Source organism: Collinsella sp. OF02-10 (assembly GCF_003463445.1).
Classification (GTDB): Bacteria; Actinomycetota; Coriobacteriia; order Coriobacteriales; family Coriobacteriaceae; genus Collinsella.
In genome coordinates, this window is record NZ_QSCW01000009.1 from 53778 (window position 1) to 75927 (window position 22150).

Annotated in this window: 17 protein-coding genes; 5 read left to right on the forward strand and 12 right to left on the reverse strand. The window is 61.7% G+C overall.

Going from position 1 to position 22150, the window contains the following annotated elements; genetic code table 11:
• Both hypE and DXA43_RS05975 read left to right on the forward strand, forming a co-directional pair.
• Complete coding sequence (hypE, locus tag DXA43_RS05970; protein WP_117806546.1) at positions 1-1035, forward strand: hydrogenase expression/formation protein HypE; 1035 nt, start codon at positions 1-3, stop codon at positions 1033-1035.
• A gap of 105 nt (positions 1036-1140) precedes the next feature.
• Complete coding sequence (locus DXA43_RS05975) at positions 1141-1809, forward strand: HAD family hydrolase (protein ID WP_117806547.1); 669 nt, start codon at positions 1141-1143, stop codon at positions 1807-1809.
• A 501-nt stretch (positions 1810-2310) separates the two neighbouring features.
• Here the strand turns inward: DXA43_RS05975 and DXA43_RS05980 are convergent.
• The 4 genes from DXA43_RS05980 to DXA43_RS05995 all read right to left on the reverse strand — a co-directional run bounded on the left by DXA43_RS05980 (position 2311) and on the right by DXA43_RS05995 (position 6383).
• On the reverse strand, positions 2311-2868 hold the full coding sequence (locus DXA43_RS05980) for a hypothetical protein (RefSeq protein WP_117634513.1): 558 nt from the start codon (positions 2866-2868) through the stop codon (positions 2311-2313).
• A gap of 235 nt (positions 2869-3103) precedes the next feature.
• Positions 3104-3640 carry a PTS glucose transporter subunit IIA gene (locus tag DXA43_RS05985; RefSeq protein ID WP_117806548.1) on the reverse strand — a complete coding sequence of 179 codons (537 nt, stop codon included), beginning with the start codon at positions 3638-3640 and terminating at the stop codon, positions 3104-3106.
• Positions 3641-3780: 140 nt separating this feature from the next.
• Positions 3781-5220, reverse strand: coding sequence for a glycoside hydrolase family 1 protein (locus tag DXA43_RS05990; RefSeq protein ID WP_117773710.1), 1440 nt, complete (start codon positions 5218-5220; stop codon positions 3781-3783).
• Between the two features lie 170 nt (positions 5221-5390).
• Positions 5391-6383 carry a helix-turn-helix domain-containing protein gene (locus tag DXA43_RS05995; RefSeq protein WP_117806549.1) on the reverse strand — a complete coding sequence of 331 codons (993 nt, stop codon included), beginning with the start codon at positions 6381-6383 and terminating at the stop codon, positions 5391-5393.
• A 114-nt stretch (positions 6384-6497) separates the two neighbouring features.
• On the opposite strand from DXA43_RS05995, the gene DXA43_RS06000 reads away from it, so the two are divergent.
• Together DXA43_RS06000 and DXA43_RS06005 are read left to right on the forward strand one after the other, a co-directional pair.
• Positions 6498-9089, forward strand: coding sequence for a glycoside hydrolase family 2 (locus DXA43_RS06000; protein ID WP_117806550.1), 2592 nt, complete (start codon positions 6498-6500; stop codon positions 9087-9089).
• 166 nt (positions 9090-9255) lie between these two features.
• Complete coding sequence (locus DXA43_RS06005) at positions 9256-10110, forward strand: MurR/RpiR family transcriptional regulator (protein WP_089573523.1); 855 nt, start codon at positions 9256-9258, stop codon at positions 10108-10110.
• 143 nt (positions 10111-10253) lie between these two features.
• Here the strand turns inward: DXA43_RS06005 and DXA43_RS06010 are convergent, their stop codons facing one another.
• Both DXA43_RS06010 and pyrE read right to left on the reverse strand, forming a co-directional pair.
• Positions 10254-10874: a helix-turn-helix domain-containing protein gene (locus DXA43_RS06010; RefSeq protein WP_055250846.1), complete on the reverse strand. Its 621-nt coding sequence runs from the start codon at positions 10872-10874 to the stop codon at positions 10254-10256.
• 401 nt (positions 10875-11275) lie between these two features.
• Positions 11276-11956 (reverse strand): orotate phosphoribosyltransferase, encoded by a 681-nt coding sequence (pyrE, locus tag DXA43_RS06015; protein ID WP_117806551.1) that lies wholly within the window; start codon positions 11954-11956, stop codon positions 11276-11278.
• Between the two features lie 436 nt (positions 11957-12392).
• On the opposite strand from pyrE, the gene mgtA reads away from it, so the two are divergent.
• The gene (mgtA, locus tag DXA43_RS06020; protein WP_117806552.1) at positions 12393-15161 is read left to right on the forward strand and encodes a magnesium-translocating P-type ATPase; all 2769 of its coding nucleotides are present in this window, start codon (positions 12393-12395) and stop codon (positions 15159-15161) included.
• A 79-nt stretch (positions 15162-15240) separates the two neighbouring features.
• On the opposite strand, the gene DXA43_RS06025 is transcribed toward mgtA, so the two are convergent.
• From DXA43_RS06025 to DXA43_RS06050, 6 genes are all read right to left on the reverse strand, one after another.
• On the reverse strand, positions 15241-15927 hold the full coding sequence (locus tag DXA43_RS06025; protein WP_117806553.1) for a hypothetical protein: 687 nt from the start codon (positions 15925-15927) through the stop codon (positions 15241-15243).
• 35 nt (positions 15928-15962) lie between these two features.
• Positions 15963-16700: a hypothetical protein gene (locus DXA43_RS06030; protein WP_117806554.1), complete on the reverse strand. Its 738-nt coding sequence runs from the start codon at positions 16698-16700 to the stop codon at positions 15963-15965.
• 76 nt (positions 16701-16776) lie between these two features.
• Positions 16777-18336, reverse strand: a complete 1560-nt coding sequence (locus tag DXA43_RS06035) for a zinc ribbon domain-containing protein (RefSeq protein ID WP_147344730.1) — start codon at positions 18334-18336, stop codon at positions 16777-16779.
• A gap of 20 nt (positions 18337-18356) precedes the next feature.
• Positions 18357-18806 (reverse strand): hypothetical protein, encoded by a 450-nt coding sequence (locus tag DXA43_RS06040; RefSeq protein WP_117806556.1) that lies wholly within the window; start codon positions 18804-18806, stop codon positions 18357-18359.
• Between the two features lie 145 nt (positions 18807-18951).
• Positions 18952-20496, reverse strand: a complete 1545-nt coding sequence (locus tag DXA43_RS06045; RefSeq protein WP_158564946.1) for a helix-turn-helix transcriptional regulator — start codon at positions 20494-20496, stop codon at positions 18952-18954.
• A 338-nt stretch (positions 20497-20834) separates the two neighbouring features.
• On the reverse strand, positions 20835-22148 hold the full coding sequence (locus DXA43_RS06050) for a DUF4038 domain-containing protein (RefSeq protein WP_117806572.1): 1314 nt from the start codon (positions 22146-22148) through the stop codon (positions 20835-20837).
• Positions 22149-22150 lie beyond the last annotated feature (2 nt).

The following is a 22150-nucleotide window of genomic DNA, read 5'->3' on the forward strand; positions in this document are numbered from 1 at the left end:
ATGTCCCATAGCGTTACCGATAGCACCGTCCTGCTGGGTCACGGCTCCGGCGGCCAGATGATGAAACGCATCATCGACGAGGTCTTTTTGGATGCCTTTGGGTCGCCCGAGCTGCTCGAGGGCAACGATGCCGGCGTCGCCGCGCTGCCCGCGAGCGGGCGCATCGCCATGTCGACCGACAGCTTTGTAGTCTCGCCGCAGTTCTTCCCCGGTGGCAACATCGGCCGCCTCGCCGTGTGCGGAACCGTCAACGACGTCGCGACCTCGGGCGCCAACGTGCGCTACCTATCGTGCGGCTTTATCCTCGAAGAGGGCTATCCCATGGACAAGCTGCGTCAAATCGTGCAGACGATGGCCGAGACGGCGCGCGAGGCGGGCGTGTCCATAATCACGGGCGACACCAAGGTGGTCGAGCGCGGCGGGGCCGACGGCGTCTACATCAATACCGCCGGCGTGGGCGAGGTGCCCGCGGGCGTGGCGCTCAGCGGCGCCAACTGCCGGCCCGGCGATATCATCCTGGTGTCGGGTACACTCGGCGACCACGGCATCGCCATCATGAGCCAACGCGAGGGCTTGGCGTTTTCGAGCACGATCGAAAGCGACGCCGCGCCGCTCAACCACCTGATTGCCGACGTTCTGGCCGCAGCGCCCAACACGCGTTGCTTTCGCGACCCCACGCGCGGTGGCCTGGCGTCCACACTCAACGAGTTTGCCCAGGCCAGCGGTGTTGCCATCGAGGTCAACGAGGATGCCGTGCCTGTGCGTCCCGACGTACAGGCCGCCTGTGAGATGCTCGGCTACGATGTGCTGCAGGTGGCAAACGAGGGCAAGATGGTTGCCGTCGTGCCGGCCGAGCAAGCCGATGCCGCGCTGAGCGCCATGCGCGCCGCCCGCTACGGCGAGAATGCCGCCATCATCGGTCGCGTGCTGCCACTTGCCGAGGGCGCCCATCCCGCCGTGCGCGTGCGCACCGGCTGGGGCTCGACCCGCATTCTCGACATGCTCGTGGGAGAACAGCTGCCGAGAATTTGCTAACGACAAAGGCTCAGGGCTATTAAAGATATTCAGATTCCAAACATGCCCGGCACGCATGCCCAGTATCATGGGGTGCGTTTTACAACTCAAGCGGCAGGAGCACCCATGGCAGCAGCTTTTTCCCATGTGATCTTTGACCTGGACGGCACCATTCTCAACACGCTCGAGGACCTGGCGGCCGCCAGCAACCATACCTGCGAGATGCACGGCTGGCCCACGTTTGCCGTAGACGAGTACCGCTACAAGGTGGGAAACGGCATGCTCAAGCTGGTCGAGCGCTTTATGCCCGCCGAGTATGCGGGCGACGGCCGCATGTTTGAGCAGACGCTTGCCGAGTTTAGGGCTTACTACGGCGAGCACAAGGAGGACCACACCGCACCGTACGCCGGTACGATCGAGATGCTCGACCGCCTGCGCACCGCGGGCGTGCAGCTTGCCGTGCTCACCAACAAGGACCATGTTTCGGCCGCTCCGCTTATCGAAAAATACTTTGGTTCCGAGCGCTTTGCGCTGGTGCAGGGCCGCGTCGATGCGTTTCCTCCCAAGCCCGAGGCGCCTGTTACGCTGCATGTGATGGAAGAGCTAGGCGCCGACCCGGCAACCACGCTCTATGTGGGCGATTCCAATGTCGACGTCCTGACCGGTCACAATGCCGGCCTCAAGAGCGCCGGTGTCACCTGGGGCTTCCGCGGCCGCGCAGAGCTGGAAGCCGCCGGCGCCGACTACGTGGTGGACACCCAGGACGAGCTCGCGGCGCTGATTCTGGGCGAGTAACGAGCGACACTGCTTAACGCAGCTGCGACAATTCTTCCACGCGGAAAGTGCATCCCGTTTTGGGGCTCCGAAATGGGATGCGCTTTCCGTTTGAGGCGCGTCGGGAAAACCGCATCCCGTTTCAGAGCAATATTCCGGGTCGCGGTTTCCGCAACCCACCCCATCCGGAAACCGCGACCCGGAATTCGGCCAAAAACCGGGTCGCATTTTCCCGAGCATTTGATGCGGCGTTGATACAAGGGGTGTCCCCAACTGCCGGCAGAAAAGGAACGTCCCCAAGTGCCGCCTTCCCAATGACTACTCCAGCAATGGCAACGTCGCAGGTAGAGGACGGACAGCGAGCGGGCACCAGAGCGAACAAATTGGCATGAAAAGAGGACGGCATAGACCTTCTGGTCATGCCGTCCTCTTTGAATGACAAGTTGTCGCTCTGGTGCCCGCGCAGCGTCGGGCAGTTACGGCGTTTGGTAAAACGCCGTAACGAACTACCGTGTAACTCCCCTAGCTCATCATGGCATTCATCATCTCGTTGGTTGCGGAATCGTCGGCAGACCACTCGCCGTCGTCATTGCAGGAATACTTGAAGGTGACCTTGGTGTCCTTGGTCTTAGCAGCCTTGGTCACATCGACCATAACCTGACCGGCCATCTTGTACAGCTCGTCATCGGAAGGCATCGAATCGAGCGCGGCGACCTTCTCCTGGTACTGGGTGGCAAAATCCTCAACGATCTGGTTCATGGACTTGCAGGTAATGGTGACCTCGGCAGTTGCGGTGCCCTTGTCCTCGTCGACCGTCACGTCGCCGATCTTGTAGTCAAAGCCCTCGAGATAGCTCTTGGCGTACTCCTTGGGATCGATGCCCAGCTGCTCGAACTCGTCGCCCGAGGCCTCTTCCAGGCCGGCGAGGAAGTCGTCGCCGCCGTTCTTGACCTCGTCAAACTGCGTCGTAAGATCCTCGGTAATGAGCTCCTCAACCGAAGGACCTCCGCAGCCGGAAAGCACAACCACGCACGCGACCAGAACAGCCATCAGGGGCGCAAGCAGCAGCTTCTTCTTCATGACATTCCTCCCAACAAGCGGCACCGCGCTTCCCGACGCGGTGCACGTCGTAACAATAAGGCCATACTAGCCGATAACGAACACCCCCGGCAAAGCAAAGGCGCAATCGGCTCGATTTAACGTCCGAACGGTTTACCGGTCCGCCCAACGCGCAATAAAACGTTCCGCCGCATTGTAATAAAAAAGGGCGGCCGGATAACCCGACCACCTTTGCACATCCTTTGGATGTCGCAGTTTACTTGCGGACGACCTTAACGATGGCGTCACCGGCGGCGACAGCGGAGTCGGCCTCGACGGCGAGTTCGACATCGGCAAACTCGGCGGTGTTGGACACGGCCACGACGACGCAGTCCTTGTAGCCGGCAGCGGCGATCTTGGCGCGGTCGATCTTGAGCATGGGCTGGCCAGCCTTTACGACGTCATCGGCCTTGACGAAGCCCTCGAAGCCATCGCCGTTCATGTTGACGGTATCGACGCCAACGTGCACCAGAACCTCGATGCCGCTATCGGACTGCAGGCCCACGGCGTGACCCATGGTGACGGTCACCTTGCCGTCGCAGGGAGCGTAGACCAGGTCGTCCTCGGGCCACACGGCGCAGCCCTTGCCCAGAACCTCGCCACCAAAGACGGGATCGGGCACGTCGGCCATCTTGATGACCTTGCCCTTGACGGGCGAGCACAGCACGTCGGCGCCGGCAGAAGCAGAGATGGAGGACGGAGCAGCGGCAGTCGCGGGCTCAGCCTTCTTCTTGAACATGTCAAACAGACCCATACGTTTTCTCCTCTTGATTAAGCGCAACGTTGTGCGCATGCCTATGGTGATTATAGTGCCAAATGGTTCAAATGCTAAGGTGGGGACTCGAATCGCGAGCCCATCCCAACGCTTTTCCCCGGTGGCACTCATATTGTCGATTAATCCAGGCCCTCGGCACCGTTGGACTTGATGATCTTCTGGTAGGCGTAGAAGCTGTCCTTGCGGCGTCGCTCGTAGGTACCGGTGCCGTCGTCGTACTTATCGACGTGGATAAAGCCGTAGCGCTTGCGCATCTCGCCGGTGCCGGCGGAAACCAGGTCGATGGGGCCCCACCAGGTGTAGGCGATCAGGTCGACGCCGTCGGCAATGGCCTCGCCCATGGCCTTGACGTGGCTCTGCAAGTAGGCGATACGATACGGGTCGTGGATGGAGCCGTCCTCCTCGACCTCATCGTAGGCGCCCATGCCATTCTCGACCACCATCAGCGGAATCTCGTAGCGGGCGTAAATCTCGTTGAGGGCGATGCGCAGACCCAGCGGATCGATCTGCCAGCCCCAGTCGGTGGACTCCAGATAGGGATTCTTGCCGCCAAAGGTCATGTTGCCCTCGGTCATCTCGTGATCCTTGTGGGTGCCCACGGTGCCGGACATGTAGTAGCTAAAGGTGTAGAAATCGACCTTGCCGTCGGCGATATCCTGCAGGTCACCGTCCTCCATCACAAGCTCGACATCGTTCTCGGCCCAGAAGCGCTTGGCATAGAACGGATACTTGCCGCGCACCTGCACGTCGGAGCAGTACCAGTTCATGGTATTCATCTCCTGCTGCGTGGCGAACACGTCGGCCGGATCGCACGTGGCGGCATAGGAGAGGATGAAGCAGTCCATGTTGCCCATCTTAAACTGCGGATAGTGCTCGTGGGCATAGCGCACGACGCGGCCGCTGGCGACAAACTGGTGATGCAGGGCCTGCATACGGGCCTGCGGCGTGGTGTGGACCGCCGAAGCCGGGCCCTCAAAGCCCTGGATCATGCTGGTCCCAAAGAGGTTGCCCATGTCCTGGGTGCCGCAGTTGATCTCGTTGAAGGTGAGCCAGAACTTGACCTTGTCCTGATAGCGGTCGAAGACGGTCTGGCAGTACTTCTCAAAGAAGCCGATGAGCTCGCGGCTCGCCCAGCCGTTGTATTTCTCGACCAGGTGATAAGGCATCTCGTAGTGCGACAGGGTCACGAGCGGCTCGATATTGTGAGCGCGCAGGCAGTCGAAGACGCGGTCGTAAAAGGCGAGGCCGGCCTCGTTGGGCTCGGCGTCGTCGCCGTTGGGGAAGATGCGGCTCCAAGAGATGGACATGCGGAACATGTTGAAGCCCATCTCGGCGAACAGCGCGATGTCCTCCTCGTAGTGATGGTAGAAATCGATGCCGTCATGGTTGGGGTAGAAGCGGTTAGGGTCGATGTCGATCGTAATCTGGCGCGGCTCCTTGTAGCTGCCACCCAAGAAGTGGTCGTCGACCGACGGACCGCGGCCGTCAACGTTCCAAGCGCCCTCAAACTGATTGGCGGCCGTGGCGCCGCCCCAATAGAAACCCTCGGGGAATCCCATAAGTGCCTCCTCGCTCATGCGTGTTGCTGATGAAACGAGTATGCCGCCGAGTCGCTCCAGGCCAGGGCGAAGGCGCCGATTTGGACACTTCTTTTCGCAGACGCGCGCTGCAACAGCGCTGCAGCTGAAACTTTTTGACACCGAAGGAGCGAAGACAATCCGCCCCGCGCTTACCGGCGGTATGCCGCGGGGGTGCAGCCATACTTGTCGTGAAACTTACGGTAGAAGAAGCTCATGTTTTCATAGCCCACCGCATGCGCAGCCGCCCCGGCCGTGGCGCCGCCGCGCAGAAGCTCGGCCGCACGTACCAGGCGTCGCTCCTGCACAAGCTGCCTAAAGGTCTTGCCCACATGCCGCTTGAGGAGCGCCGTCGCATAATTAGGGCTCAAGCCAAACTCCGCCGCCATCCCCTCGAGGGAGCATGCAGCGAATTCGCGATCGATATAGCCAAGCATTCCCGTCACCAGGGCAGTGGGCCCCGCTGCGCCGTCCGCCGCGCCGCGCACCAGCTCGCGCTCGTAGCAATCCATGAGCTCGGCCAAAAACAGCTGAAACAGACGCAAGACGATCTCGGGACCGTTGGGGCTCGGGTCGTACAGCTCGCAGAGCATCTCCTGCATGTAGCGCCGAATCCGACGGCTCTCGCCGCAATGAAAACGGACATGGCCCCGATGGTCCGTCTCGCTGTTGAGCGCGTTGAACAAAAACCGCGAGACCGCGCTCTCGCGCGAGAGGCTCGACTCGAGACTCCGGCACAAAAAAGAGCGTGAAACGGTCATGCTCAGCATGATGTCGTCCTCACCAAGCGCCGCCACGGCATGCGGGCAGAGGGCGTCGAGCAAAAGCACCTCGTTGCGGCCCAGCTCGAGCCTCTCCCCCGCCACCGTCTGCGGGCAGCGTCCGCGATACACATAGCTCAGCTCCACGTAATCATGCACGTGCTCGGGAACTGCATTAAAGCGCGAGTTTTTCCTTATCGTCAGGCCACGCGGCATGCCGGGCTGGGCATAGGCAAACCCTGGCTGGCCAATCTTGCGCACTGGGCATCCGTCGATTTCGACATGCTCGGTCATAATCGACCAATCAAATGCCATGCCGTCTTTATAAGCGATCTCACTGGTGCTCAGTTCGCTGAGCCTACGCTCGAGCTCGTCGATCTCCATGGCTTGCCAATCGTTGATTTGGTCATAATTCGTCGTGATTCAGATATTAGCAGAACGCGCCGACGCGTCCATAATCTGTGCTATGCAGCAGATCGATCGAGCCAAGGAGGATCCATGACCGCGTACTATCAGCAGGTGCTCGAGGGCACATACGACAACCACATGCTTCCGTTTTTGTGGATGAAGGGCGAGAGCCATAAGACCATTGCCGAGTATCTGGAAAAGATCGCCGGCGCCGACATCCACGAGGTCTGTCTCGAAAGCCGCCCACACCCCGATTTTTGCGGCGAGGGCTGGTGGCGCGACTTGCGCTTTGTCATTGACGAGTGCAGGCAGCTGGGCCTTAAGCTCTGGATCTTGGACGACGCGCACTTCCCCACGGGCTTTGCCAACGGCGCCGTCAAGGAGGCCGTGCCCGAGCTCCGCAAGATCGTGCTCACGCACCGCACGTTCGACATCGTGGGCCCCACGTCCGCCGCGAGCATCGCGCTCGCCAACATGCTCGACAAAACGGAGCGCTTCCACGGCGTGACATTTATGCAGGACGGCAGCCCCATCGACGTCGCTTACCGAGTAATCGACGATGCAGACGGCAACCCCAGCCGCCTGGTCTTCGATGCACCTGCGGGCCTCACGCAGGCATGCGTGATGTTCACGAGCGGCAAGACCTCCTACAACGAGGACTACATCAATATGGTCGACCGCGCCTCGGTGGCGCAGCTCATCGATGCTGTCTACGAGCCGCATTTTGAGCATCTGGGCGATGAGTTTGGCAAGACGATCCTGGGCTTTTTCTCCGATGAGCCCGGATTTGCCAACGAGAAGGGCACCACGGGCCCCGATGGCATCTCGGACACGCTCATCGGCAAGGCCACCGCGCCCCTACCCTGGTCGGCCGAGCTTGAGCGTCGCCTACGCGCGGCACTGGGCGAGCGCTACCTGGCCGAGCTCCCGCACCTGTGGGACCGCGAGCCGGCCGGCGCGCACGTACGCCACGTCTATATGGACATCGCGAGCACCCTCTATAAGGAGTGCTTCTGCGACCAGCTCGGAGACTGGTGCCGCGCGCGCGGCGTGCAGTACATCGGCCACGTTATCGAGGACAAGGACTGCCACGCGCGCCTGGGCGTGGGCGCCGGGCACTACTTCCGCGCCGTGGGCGGTCAGGACATGGCGGGCGTCGACATCGTGATCAACCAGCTGGTACCCGGCATGGACCGCGGCCTTCACAGCTACGGACGCGGCGTGTGGGACCTCGAGTTCTATAACTACGTGCTGCCCAAGCTGGGCTCCTCGGCAGCACACCTCGATCCCAAAAAGCAGGGGCGCTGCATGGCCGAGGTCTTTGGCGCATTTGGATGGCACGAAGGCCTACGCGAGATGAAGTGGATCGCCGATCATTTTTTGGTGCGCGGCGTCAATTGGTTTGTGCCGCATGCCTTTAGCATGGCCGCCTTCCCCGACTGGGACTGCCCGCCGCATTTCTATGCGCATGGCCAAAACCCCCAGTTTGCACACTTTGGGCAGCTCATGAGCTACATGAACCGTACGGCGAGCCTGCTGAGCGGCGGGCGCGCAACGACCCCGGTGGCGCTTCTCTACCATGCGGACGCCGAGTGGGCAGGCGAGGCGAACTTTATGCAGCATGCCGCCTCCGAGCTTTTGCGCGCGCAGGTCGACTTTGACATCGTGCCGGCAGAGGCATTTGAGGACGCAGGGCGCTATGCCGTTGAAATTGCCGCAGACGGTAGCGGCTTTAGCGTGAACGGCCAGGCATACCGCTGTCTGGTGATGCCCGGAGCCGAGTTTGTCGGCGGAGCCGTGCTCGACTTTGCCGCGCGCGCCGCAGCCGCAGGTGTTGCCGTGTACGCGCTGGATGAGTTGCCGAGCAAGCGCTACGACGGTGATATTGCAGCCCGCGAGGGCTTTGCCTCCGTGGATGCAGCCGCGGTCGCCGGCATCAAGCTCCTGGCAACCGCCGAGCTCGCAGGCACGCTTGCCGACGCCGGTATGCAGACCGTGGTTTGTGCCGAGTCCCAGCCCTGGCTGCGCGCACTGCGCTACGAGCGGGCGGGCGAGACCTATCTGATGCTCGTCAACGAGCATCCCAAGCAGGGTATCTCCACTCAGATTGCGCTTGCCGACGGCACACCCGTTGCAGGCGCGCGCCTCGACCTGCTCAACGGCACCGATCCCGCCGCCTTTGACGGCACGCTCGAGCTGGCTCCCTACGAGAGCTGCATCGTGGTCCTTGGGGCTACAGGTTCCGCCGGCGCGGCAACTGCTGGAGACGAAGCCACATGCGTCGACGGGCCCTGGGCGGTTGCCTTCTCTGCCCCTGGCACCGATGCCTTTGGCGAGCCTGTTGAGCTTGCAGACCTGCACGACCTTTCCTCGGCCGAGTTCCCCGGCAAGGCCGGCACATTCCGCTACCGGGCCTCCTTTGTCCTGGGCGAAGCGGCCACCCGCACCGTCATCGACCTTGGCGAGGTCTTTGAGACCGCAACCGTCACCCTCGACGGCAAATCCCTCGGCACCCGCATCTGTCCGCCTTACCGCTTTGAGGCCGCCGCACTTTTAGCCGGCGAGCACGCGCTTACGATCGATATCATCAACACCCTCGACCACGCCGTCCCCGACATGTTCGGCATGACCGAGCCCTCCGATCCCAGCGGCCTCTTGGGGCCCGTACGCGTGCTCGGGTAACGCCCCGGGCGCAAACGGCCCAACAAGGACAGCGCCCCTATGTTGAGCCCGCGCAGCGTCGAGCGGTCCGTCGTTCATAGACCGGCGGACCAAAACTCCCAGCCAAGCCGAACGTTTTATTTATCGCTATGATTGGTTTATCGCGACGCAAACGCATAGGAGCCATATGGATATCAGGCGAAAGATCACGCAGGGCAAAAGCCTCACCCCCACCGAGCAACAACTTGGGCGAACGGCCCTCGCCATGGGCGAGGATGTGCGCGGGCTTTCCATTAAGGAATTTGCCGCGTGCGCCAACGTTTCGGTCGCGAGCGTGCACCGCTTTTGCAAAAAGCTCGGCCTCGAGGGATTCAAAGACCTCAAGGTCGAGCTCATCCGCCAGGCGACCGAGGCGGGCAACCGGCGCGACGTGGACATCAACTTTCCCTTCGATGCCACTTCCACCCCTGCGCAGGTGATGGAGCGCATGGAGGGGCTCTACCAGACCACCTTGGCCGAAACGCAGGAGCTGCTCGACCCTGCACAGCTCGACCACGCCGCCAAGCTCATCATGCGCGCCGGCACCGTGGACATCTACACGGGCTCGCATAACCTATATCCAGCGGGAATGTTCCGCGATCGCCTGCTTTCCGCCGGCAAAAGCGCGACGTGCCACGACAGCGTCGAGGCGCAGGTGCGCACGGCGCTCGCCTCGGGTCCCGACCATGTGGCAATCATCATCTCCTACAGCGGCCTTGCCCCCAACCTCAAGGAGATCTTGCCGATCCTTAGCAGTCGACATGTCCCGGTCATCGTCATCGGCACGCCGTACTGTGCCCGCATTCACCCCGGCTTTGCCGCCTATCTCACGGTAAGCGACCACGAGAGCATGACGCACCGCATCACGCAGTTCGCCAGCCATATCGCCGTGCAATACGTACTCGATTCGCTCTATAGCAGCTACTTTGCCAAAGATTACGCCCGCTGCTCCGAGTTCTTAGAGCGCTCGTTCCCCTACACCCGCCTGCCCGGACTCAAGTAGCGACGAGCGTGGATTTTTGGACACTCAGATAACGAGCGTGGATAATCTCCCACTTTGAGCCTGCATGCGGCCCAAAAACGGGAGATTATCCACGCTCATTTTGGGTCCCCCGGGAACGCATGAGGAGGGCGGATAGACAGCCGTTATTTGCGAGGCGTCAGCGACGTAAAGAGTCCGTGTTGGTTGCAGTAAAGATATATCCTGCCGCGCCCGGTAATATGGAAGCGCGGCTGCACCGATTGCTCTGGATAGAGCTTCTTAAAGCAGATGCCGTCCATAGTCGCATATGCCACAAAGCTAATGTAGTGATCCTTGGTCATGGGATGATCGAGCGTGACGTACCAATCGTCCTCGATGCGCTCGATGGAAAAGGCGTGGTCCGCGTCCGGCTCTTCGGCCTCCTGGGGAAACATCGTGGAGCCACAGCAGCTAAAGCTGCCTTCTCCGAGCGCGTGCACAACGTTTCCGCAGATAGGGCAAACGTAAAAGACGCCTTTGAGCATATTGCCTGCACGGTTGGCGTTGGCCCGAATGTCACCAGCCAAAAGCTCGGCCACGCTTATGCCGAGTCTCTGGGCCAAAGGCTCAACGAGGGAAATGTCGGGAAGGCCGCGGCCGGATTCCCACTTGCTGACGGCTTTATCGGTCACGCCAAGGCTTTCCGCCAGGGCGCGCTGGGTGAGGCCGCGCTCTTCGCGCAGCTGCTTGATGGCATGCGCTGCCAAAAAAGTATGGGAGGCATTGGTTTGCCGTGTCTGGTTCATGGGCTGTCCAATCAAATTGAAGAAATGGAGTGAACCGGTTCGACAGTCAGTATCCATTTGAAGGCCAGGCTCGACAACCTACGCTGCGTAGACATGCGCCAATCGAACGAGCGCGGATTTTTGGACGCTCATCCTGAGTAGTCATTTAAGAACGTCCCCAACGACCACATCAGGAGTGTCCCCAGGTGCCGGCAGAAAAGGAACGTCCCCAAGTGCCACATCCGGAGCAAGATGACGCCGCAGGCAGAGGACGGACAGCGAGCGCCGCCCAGGGCGAACAAGTTGGCATGAAAAAGGCAAGGCATAGACCTTCTGGTCATGCCTTGCCTTTTGAATGACAAATTGTCGCCCTGGGCAGCGCGCAGCGTCGAGCAGTTACGGCGTTTGGTAAAACGCCGTAACTAACGAACGCCGTACTGCTCGTAATAGGCGTCGATGGCGGTCTTGAGCTCGTCGTCGATGACAACCTTGCCGTCGATCTCGTGGTTGTAGAGGGTCTCAACAACCTCAGCCATGGAGACGATGCTCGCGACGGGGAAACCGTACTTGGCCTCGATCTCCTTCTGCGCGGTGGTCACGCCGCCCTTGCCGACCTCCATGCGATTGAGGGACACGATCAGGCCCTTGATCTCGACATCGGCAGCCGCCTTGACCTTGGGATAGGTCTCGTCGATGGACTTGCCGCTGGTGGTGACGTCCTCGACCATGATCACGCGGTCGCCGTCCTGGGGCTCATAGCCCAGCAGGTTGCCCTTGTCGGCGCCGTGATCCTTGGCCTCCTTGCGGTCGCAGCAGTACTTGACCTCCTTGCCGTACAGCTCGTGGTAGGCAATGGCGGTCACGACGGCCAGGGGAATGCCCTTGTAGGCCGGCCCAAACAGCACGTCAAAGTCGTCGCCAAAGTTATCGTGAATGGCCTGGGCGTAATACTCGCCCAGCTTCTTGAGCTGATAGCCCGTCACGTAAGCGCCGGCGTTCATAAAGAACGGGGACTGACGGCCGCTCTTGAGCGTAAAGCTGCCGAACTTAAGGACGTCGGACTCAACCATAAACTTGATGAACTCTTGCTTGTAAGCCTCCATGCGGGCTCCTCTCGTAATCGCGTACGTGCCTTCCAGTTTAGCGCAGGCAGGGCGCGTTGCGGGCGCGCTTTGGGGCCTCGGCATTCTGTAAAGGCTTTGTCAGGGGCAATGGTTTTCCAAACAAAGGGGTTGACACGACAAACCCCCTCATCAAGAATACGGGCGGATTGTAACGGGTACGTGATACCTGAAGCGCATCGCGCCCGGCCTTAAGGAGGTGTGCCATGGAAGGCAGTCATAGTCGAAAAACCTGCATGTCGCCCTCGGCACGCCGCGAGGATTCCGCACACGCATAAGCGCCAACAGCCGACCGTCAAAACCACCACAAAGGTGCCCGTCCCCTTTGTGGTAGCTCGCGAGCATGACGTGAGCGACATCTAGGTTTTTTGAAGCACATACGACACGTACGCTAACTCCCTTCAACAAGGAGGACCCTATGCTGATGCTCAAAACCGCCACGGTACTCGAAGCTATCTCCAAGCGCCGCCGCACGGCGCGCCCTGCCGCTCACGCCGGCCTGTCCAAGAACACCATATTCGCCGCCACCCATAGCGCCGAGGACGCCCTCGTGCTGCTCGACGCCACGGCTGGCGGACTCACCGCCGAGCACGCCGCCGAGCGCCTGAGCGCGGTCGGCCCCAACACCATCGAGGCGCCGACCAAGACGCTCGCCCGCCGCATCGCCGACGCATTCATCGATCCCTTCGCCGGCATCCTCGCCGCGCTCGCACTGGTCTCGCTCTATATCGACGTGCTCGCCGTGCCCGAGCCGCAGCGCGACCCCTCCACGGTCATCGTCATCGGCATCATGCTGCTGGTATCGGGCGGCATGAAGTTTATCCAGGAAGCCCGCAGCGGCAATGCGGCCGAGGCCCTCAAGGACCTGGTCTCCAACACCTGCTGTGCCCTGCGCGACGGCGAGCGCGTCGAGATCCCCTTCGACGAGCTCGTCCCCGGCGATGTAATCCGCCTCTCTGCCGGCGACATGGTGCCGGCAGATGCCCGCATCATCACCGCGCGCGACCTGTTTGTGATCGAGTCCGCACTCACCGGCGAGAGCGAGGCCGTCGAGAAGACCGCTGCCATCACCGTCGTCGAGGGTGCCGACGGCTCCGCGCTACCACTCTCTGCCTGCAAGAACATCGTCTTTACCGGCACCTCCGTGCAAAACGGCACCGCCATGGCGCTTGTCGTTGCCACCGGCTCGGACACCCACCTGGGCGGCATCGCCAAGATGCTCAACGGGCGCGGCGAGAAGAGCGCGTTTGACCGCGGCGTCTCGAGCGTCTCCATGCTGCTCGTGCGCCTCATGCTCGTTATGGCGCCGGCGGTCTTTGCCATCAACGCCGCCACCAAGGGCAACGTCATCGATGCGCTGTTGTTCGCCACGAGCGTGGCCGTGGGTATCACGCCGCAGATGCTTCCCGTCATCGTGACCACGAGCCTGTCGCAGGGCGCCAAGGACCTCGCCCGCCGCCAGGTTATCGTCAAGGAGCTGCCGGCGATCCAAAACCTCGGCGCGATGGACGTCCTGTGCTGCGACAAGACCGGCACCCTCACCGAAGACCGTATCGTGCTCGAGCGCTACCTCAACACCGACGGCAACGAGGATGCGCGCGTGCTGCGCCATGCGTTTTTGAACAGCTTCTTCCAGACCGGCCTCAAAAACCTTATCGACCTGGCCGTCATCGACCGTGCCGATGTGACGCCCTCGACCGTCGTGCCCGATTCTATGCTGGGCCAGAGCCTGCGCGACCGCTATACCAAGGTCGACGAGGTGCCCTTCGATTTCTCGCGCCGTCGCCTGAGCGTAGTCGTCGCCGACGCCCAGGGCAAAACCCAGATGGTCACCAAGGGGGCTGCCGAGGAAATGCTCGAGATCTGCTCCTTTGTCGAGGTCGACGGCGTCGTCCAGCCGTTCACCGAAGATAAGCTCGCCCAGATTCGCAAGCAGGTCGCCGGGCTCAACGCCGAGGGCCTGCGCGTGATTGCCGTGGCGCAGAAGACCAATCCGCGCTGCGTGGGCGAATTTGGCATCGCCGACGAGTGCGACATGGTGCTGATGGGCTTTTTGGCCTTCCTCGATCCGCCCAAAGCAAGTGCCACGGGCGCCGTCGCCACCCTCGAGGCCAAGGGCGTCGCCGTTAAGGTCCTGACCGGCGATAACGACCGTGTCGCCGCCACCATCTGCGAGCAGATCGGTATCGACGCGAGCAACGTCTTGCTGGGCTCCGAGATCGATGCGCTCGACGATGCCGAGCTTGCCGAGCGCGCCGAGCACACCCACCTCTTCGCCAAGCTCTCGCCACTGCAGAAGGCGCGCCTGGTGCGCGTCATGCGCGAGCTGCTCGACCACACTGTGGGCTTTATGGGCGACGGCATCAACGACGCCGCCGCCATGCGTGCGAGCGACTGCGGCATCTCGGTCGATTCGGCCGTCGACATCGCCAAGGAATCCGCCGACATCATCTTGCTCCAGAAAGACCTGGGCGTGCTCGAGCGCGGCATCATCGAAGGCCGCCGCACCTACGGCAACCTGCTCAAGTACCTCAAGACCACGGTGAGCTCCAACTTTGGCAACGTGCTATCCGTGACCGTCGCGAGCCTGTTCTTGCCATTCTTGCCCATGAGCGCTCTGCAGTTGGTGCTGCTGTCGCTGGTCTACGAGATCGTGTGCATCGCGCTGCCGTGGGACACCGTCGATGACGCCTGGACTGCCCGTCCGCGCGCCTGGGATGCCGCGTCCATTAAGGGCTTTATGCTCGAGTTGGGTCCCGTGAGCTCACTGTTTGATATCGTGACTTTCGCCGCGCTCTTCTTTGTGGTGTGCCCCGCCGCCGTGGGCGCAAGCTGGGCAGAGCTTGCCGCTATAGGCGACGTCGCAGGCATGGCGGCCTTTACGGCGCTCTTCCAGAGCGGTTGGTTTGTCGAGTCCATGTGGTCGCAGACGCTCGTGGTCCACATGCTGCGCTCCCCGCGCCTGCCACGCCCGCGCGACCACGCCGCGCCCGCGCTGTGCCTCCTCACCGTGCTGGGCCTGGTACTCGTCACCTGGCTGCCGGCAAGCCCCATCGCCGATGCGCTGGGTCTCATGCCGCTGCCGCCAATCTTCTTCGCGCTGCTCATCGGCATTGTCGCCGCCTACATCGCGCTCACCCAACTGGCCAAGCGCCGCTACATCGCCCGCCACGGCGAGCTGCTGTAACGCACGAGTTGTTACGCTCGACCCATCAGGCGGTCAAAAAGTCCCGCCTCACTGTCCCCTTTGTGGTGGTTTTGGTGCGCTACGAGGCATTGGTCAGGCGGCTCCAGAGTTCGTCAATATCGATTTGGTCGCCGCCGCTCAGATAACCGGTGTGAATAAAAGACTCACTATAGATATAGATGTCATGCGCGCTGTCGCCATCATCTTCGGTGTCGTAGGCCGAAATCACGTAACGGCTGCCGTCGAGCGCCTTGACCAGCCAATACACGGAATCGTCGATTGTGCACTTCTCCTGCACTATCGCCGCATCGCCGATTGCGCCGGTGAGCGCACGATTGCCCGTCGTATAGCCGCCCACCGAGAGCAAAATCGCCACGCTATCGTCTCCGCCGCCCGGCTCAAGTTCCTCGTACTCGGACTCCGAAAGCGGTATCGCGCTGTTCGCAAGTTCGTCCACGTCATCCGAAATCTTAGAAAAGGTAAAAGCGAAAAGTCCCGCGTCATCGGCGGCACCGTAGCCCACGCTCTCGCCTTGCCACTCATAGTTTTGATGCTTGAGCAGGCGCACCAGGTCGACGCCGTCCAAGTTGATCGCAGCATAGACCGTCACGTTGGCGTTGTCGTCTACACAGGCGGCGTCCGCCGTGGTCGCCTTCTTGGCACCGCCCGCGCCGCCCAATCCGCCCGAGCAGCCAGCCAGCGCACAAGCCAGCGCACCCGCGCCTGCCACAAAGGCCGCACGGTTCATCGTCACTTCATTCATCATGTTCGTTCCTCGCTATGGTATTGGCCACGTCGCACCTAGCCGAGCGCGCGTCCAGTCTTTTCCTGCCAAAATTCGTCTATCGTCGGAGCACCGCCGCCCTGGGTAAACCTACCGGTCTTGATAGCCTCCTCGGTAATGAGATCCAAGCGGTAGTCACCGTTTTCCATCGGGCTCGTCATGGCGACGTGCCGCGCCATGTTGGAACCGTATACGCACGCGATCCATGAGCCCGAAGTAATCTGCGCCCGGTCCTCGACCGGCACAGAAAAGCCCGCGATAACATCCTCGCAGCTCGAATAGCCCGAAAGTTGTAGCGTGAACATCACGGTGCTTCCGGTGCCGCCCTTGTCGAGCTTTCCGATTTCGTCCTCGCCGAGCCATTCGGTCGCGCCGTCCTTGCTGATATTGCAGACGCTGAGCACGTGTCCCGCCTCGTCCTCGTACATCTCGAGCGCGTCTTGCCAGGTATAGCCCTGCTGCGAGGCAAACTCCTGCAACTGCCAGCCCTTAAGCTCGAGGAGCGCCGCGATGCTGATGTTGCGGTGCGCATCCCAGCAATCATCCGACCACGTATCGAACGCATCCGCCGAGCCGCTGTCCGCGTCGCCGGAATCGCCCGACGTCGCACCCGCGTCCATCTTGTCCTTTACCGGGCGGTCGTCGTTAAAACCCGTCGCATCCTGCGTCCGCTGTCCGCCGCACCCCACAAGCGTCAGCAGCGCCGTTCCCGCCGCCGCGACAAATGCCGTGCGCGAAAGTACCGTCTCCCTCATCATTGTTCCTTTCCCGTTCTTTAGCACAATGCCGAGAAACACACCCGGCATCGATTCACACATAAGCCACCCCACGCTATTGACGAGGCAGTTCCGTCCAGCCAAAACCGGGTTCAAAACCATCGCGTGTACCGATCACATCGCCCGAACCGTTGACCCAGGCCTGGTCGGCCATCACCGAGACCTCGACATCGGTGCCGTCGGGTCTGGTGTAATGGTTGACCCCGCGAATGGCATCGGAATACGAAGCGGTGCCCGTCCCCACGCCCGCGCTGGAAAAATTGGCGGCGCTGGCAGCCATATTCGCGGCGTGCTGACGGTCGCTGCGATCGAACCACGCCTGCTGGTAGCTGTCGAACGCCGCCTGTTGCGAGGCATGCATCTGTTGCCAGGCTGCAAACTGCTGTTGCTGCTGGGCAATGTTCATCTGCGTGCGTTGGCGCTGCTCAAGCACCATCTGTTGCTTTTGAGCTGACGCTTCGCGTGCAATCGCTGGATTGAGCCGCAGAGTCGACGCCATTGATGCAAGCGCCGTGGAGGCCGCCTCGTCCAGGCGACCTTCTGGCGCAGCCAAACAGAAGCTGTCCCTGATACGCCACTGCAGCAGGTCGGCCGCACCCAGCTCGAACGACGCTCCGTCCGGGCAACCGCCTCGACCCGTGGGCTGTTCTTGCGCGACGCCCTGTCCCGCCGCTGCCGCCGCCTTGCGCTCGCGCAGGCGCTTGCCCAAAACACCGCCGATCAGCCCACTCGAAAGGCTCGCGCCCAGCAGCGCCTCGGCCCCAGCGGCAACACCTTTGCCCATAGAACCCGCGACGCCTCCGATTGAAAACATATAGCCCTCGACTTTGGCCGCCACTGCGAGCTCGGTGGGCACCGGAGCGCCCGTGAGCCGATATCGACGCATGCGGCACTCATAGACCACATCACTCGGTTCCATCGAAAAGCCCTGGATTGCAAAGTCGTTTGCCGCCTCGCGCTTTACGCGGGCACGCTCGCGCTCGATATCGACCGCCGCGCTCGATGGGTACGGTTGCTCGGCAACAACCTCTGCCCGCGCGCCCAGCCGTGCTGCACAGGCCTGAGCCAGCTCGTCGCAAGCTGCCTCCACGTGCACAAACACCTTGCGTTCGGTTTGCGTGGGGATACGCTTGGCAACGGCGCCCGCATCCACGTAGCAGAGCTCGGAGCGGTACATAATCCGCTCACCCATCGGACCCGCCGCCGTCACGCCAACCGAAATCGGGCAGTCGAAACTGCCGCTGCGCTCAAGATGCGCTTCTTCGATATGCCAGCCCCGCGGCAGCACCACCTGCGCGAGTGCCTGGCCGCCAGAGGTATCGCATGCGGCATGAAGCTCAAGGTCACCGATGTGAGGCGCATCCGTCGTGGCTGCGTCACGAGACGACGCGACGCCGGCAGTCTCCACCGGCGCATCGGCCGGCGCGTCCACACTCGGGTCGCCGCCTTCGTCCGCATCGTCATCGGCAGTCGCCCCATCTGTAGCCCCCACGGCGCCCGAGTAGCCCACAACGCCCTCAAGTCGGACGCCGCACCCCGGGCAAAATCGCACCGGCACGCCGGCGACCCGAGGCAGCTGCGCCCCGCACGCCGGGCAGAATCTCAAGTCACTCATCCCGTACATCCCTAATTTCGTTAGCTGTTTTTGATTGCGGCAAGCTGCCGCCATAACTCATCGGCACCGTTAAGTCGATACGCCGTCTTATCGAGCACGATGTTTTTGCCCTCAAGTTCTACCGATTGCTCCGAGCCATCCGTATAGACAAAGACGAGCGTTCGGCCGGCATCGCTCGTCCGCTCATCCACCGCATCCCCCACGGTGCAGCCATCGAGCGCGGCAAAAGTCGATGCGACCAGTTCGGCATCGTCGGTCTCATAGGCCGTCCGCGCCTCCCCGTCCTCGATAAGCTTGACCGCCACCGGAACGGCAGCGCAATCGTTGAGCGACACTTGCGCGGCAGTCTTTCCCTGAGCGCCATGGTCGCCGGCAACGTAAACTCGCATGAGTGTCACCGCCGCGGCAAAGACCACCACGGCGATAAGCGCGCCCGCAATTTTATTAGACGCGCAACCCCGAGACGCCATAGGTGCACCCCCTCCGTTCTGCTCTGCTCAGCATCACATTCATATGCCTTTGAGCACCAAAACGGCAGGTGACAAATGTCTCATATTCATATTTTTGCAGGTAAAAAACCACCACAAAGGTGCCTGTCCCCTTTGTGGTGGTTAGCTAGTCTTGGGGTGTCCAGGACCAGAAGAAGTTGATGAGGGCTACGCGCGAGGAGGCACCTGTCTTTTTGTTAATCGAAGCGATGTGGCGATAGAGCGTGGAACGCGAAAGGAAGAGTGCCGCCGCCACGTCCTGCACGCTGTCGTCCGAAACGACCAGTGCCTCCAGAACATCGCGCTCGCGCTTGGTGAGCCCAAAGGCGGCAACGAAGCCATCGAGCCGATCGTCAAACGAAAGCTCCGGCGCCTCCAGGGGCACCGTGTCGGCCTGGCCGGGCTCACAGCTCACGCCAAGATCGTCGGTGGCAAGCGCCAGCCTGCCGCGCGTCGCCTCGCCCTCACCGTCTTGTCCAAACTGTCCCAACAGCGAAATCGCGATGCCGACAAACAGCACGAGCACGACGCTCACTGCCGCCAGCACGTTTTGACTCGAGATAATCGCCACTGCCGGAGCCGTCACGAGCATCGAGCAAACGTTGTTGATAACACGGCCCATGCACGGCCACAGATACGCCCAGCGGGCATACATCGAAATCGCGGCGAACTTCGCGGTGAAGAACACCACGAAAAAGCCCGTGCCAAGGTAAAAGATAATCGTGGCGGCAAGCGTGTTGCCACCGTTGCCATCGGTGATAAGTACAAAGAACGAGAGCGTGGACAGCATGGCGGCGCACGTCATGATGATATTCATATACGAACGCCCACGCAGGTCATACAGGACGCCGGCGGCAAGGGCGCTCACAACCAGCAGCAAGCGCGGCCAGTCGCCCAGATCGATAGCGCCAGCGGCATGCGAGGTCGTAAGGCCGGCATTGAGGGCCGCGAACACGCCGGTGAGGCAAGCGGTCGCCACCGTCAGACGCACCACGGCACCCTGAAAGGCCGCCTTTGCCTCGGGGTCATCGTGCCACCTGGCGCCACGCTCCGACGCATCGACCGATAGCTCGGCAATCTCGACCTCGAACTCGGGCGCAGGCTCATCACGCAATTTAGCGCGGCGGACACCGTGAAGCAGCCCCACCAGCGCAATCGCACAGGCAATGAGAACAGACTGCTGGGGAATGCCCGCAGGCATCACCATATGGTTGAGCACCTGCACCAAAATGCCCACAGCATAGGAAACCGCCACGGTGCGCGCCAGGCAGGGCGTCTGCGCAAAACGCCGCGCAAGATTGGCATGGGCGGTCGATCCGCAATAGCCCAGGGCGCAGCACGCCACCAGGCCGCCGGCAATTACTACCTCAAACCGCATTGCCATAATCATCAGCAGCAACGCCGATACCAACAGCACGCCCGTAATATCGCTCGTCGCATCGATCGTCTGGGGACGGCGATAGTACAGAAATGGGCGCACGAAAAAGCCAATCACGCTCGCGCCGACAACGATGCTCTCGTAGATGACGACCTCACTCGATGGCACGAACTCGGCCATGCGCGCATCAAAGAAATACTCGCACGCCAAAAACGTGAAGAAGAACAGCGCTAGGCACAGAATCTCCCGCATGCCCCGGCGCAAATATGCGGTTGTGTCTCCCAGGTCCCTCATGGTAACCCCCACCCGCTTTGTTGTCCGGAACACCATTTTAATAAAGAACCAATCTCAATATCGAAGCCAAGTTCGAAATGTTGCAAATTCGACCCCAGCCGTCCGCATGACGCCGCGATTTTGAGCCGCATGACCCAGAAGGGGCGCGCGCAAGCTCCAACTCGGCAAGGAGTATCCCCCAACTGCCACTCATTTAAGTACGTCCCCAATGAGTACCCAATGAGTAAGCAAAGGGTGCGACGGAATGGCTCCCCTTGGCAGCTTGAAGCCGTCATGCAGGAACCATTCCGTCGCAGCCTAATGAAAGGGACTGGGTTGTAAATGTTGGAGAAGAGCCGTTAGCGCCCGGGGGCCAGGATCACCAGCGCGTCGTGCTCAAAGGGATGCTGAGCCACACGCACGGTGCCGTTACCGTTGTCGCGAACAGGCAGCTTGGCGATGTGCTTGTCCTCCATGTCGAGGGCCGTCGCCGTCCAGCCGCGCGCGCCGTCGAGCTTAAACTTGAGCGCCGTGGTGCGCGGCAGGTACGCGACGATGCGATCGCCAACGCGCGCCACACGGATGGACTCGCGCGCGTCGTCGAGGAGCTCCTGCGCCGGAACCACGGCAAGTGCATCGTCGGCAGCCGTAGCGCCTAGGGCGGCAAGCACGTGCTCGATCGCGCCAAAGTCCCACACACCCGCAAACTGCAGGCACTCTTGCCAGCGGAAGGGCATGTCAAAGCCCTCGCCCAGGACCGAACCCTGGCTGCGCGATGTTTGCCAGTTCCACACGCCGTGTGCGCCATAGGTCACGCCGGCACTGGCGCCGGCAAGAATCGACGACCATACGCTCGCGCGGCAATCCTGCGCGGTAAAACGCCAGTAGACGTTGCGCGACGCACCCATCTGCTCGTAGCAAGGCTCGGAGTTGACCATCGGCTTTTTGGGATAGTTGGCGATAAAGTCCTGCGACAGACGCCATGCCTCGGGCTGGCCCTCGTAGTTGTGGCCGGGCTGGAACATATAAAAGTCCAGACGGTCCAGATACTGCGCCGGAATGGTGCGGTTACCGCGGTTGATATGCATGGTGCGCAGTGCCTCGGGCGCGCGCTTGACGACCTCGTCGAGGGCGTCCTCGTAATAGGCGATCGCCTCGTCGCCGGCAAAGTCGGTATCGCCCGCCACCACGTAGACGGGGTCGAACTCGCCCAGGTTCTCGACGACGCGGGCAACGTGGGCGCGAACCTCCTCACGCGGCATAATCTCGGCACCGCAACGCTCGGCGATCTTGGCACCCCAGGTACCGGGCACGTAGTTGCACCACATGAGCACGAGCGCCGGACGAATGCCGTGCTCGACGGCCGCGCGGCACATGGCGGCGGCACGATCCCAATACGCCTGGTTGGGGCAGGACCAATCAAAGTGCACGCCATCCTCGCTGGCATAGGGCCAAATGCCCAGGTCGGGACAGCAGCGATCCCACTGCGGCAACGTGTTGATCTGCAGCACGTTCATGCCCTGCTCGGCACGGCGGGTCAGGTAGTAATCCCAGTCGTTCTCGGCGATGCTCGTAAATGCGCTCCAGCACGTATCGGCAAACCAGAAGAACGGTTTGCCCTCGCACAAAAAGCCGTCCTGGCGACCGTTGGCGGTCAGCTTTCCCAAACTCATCT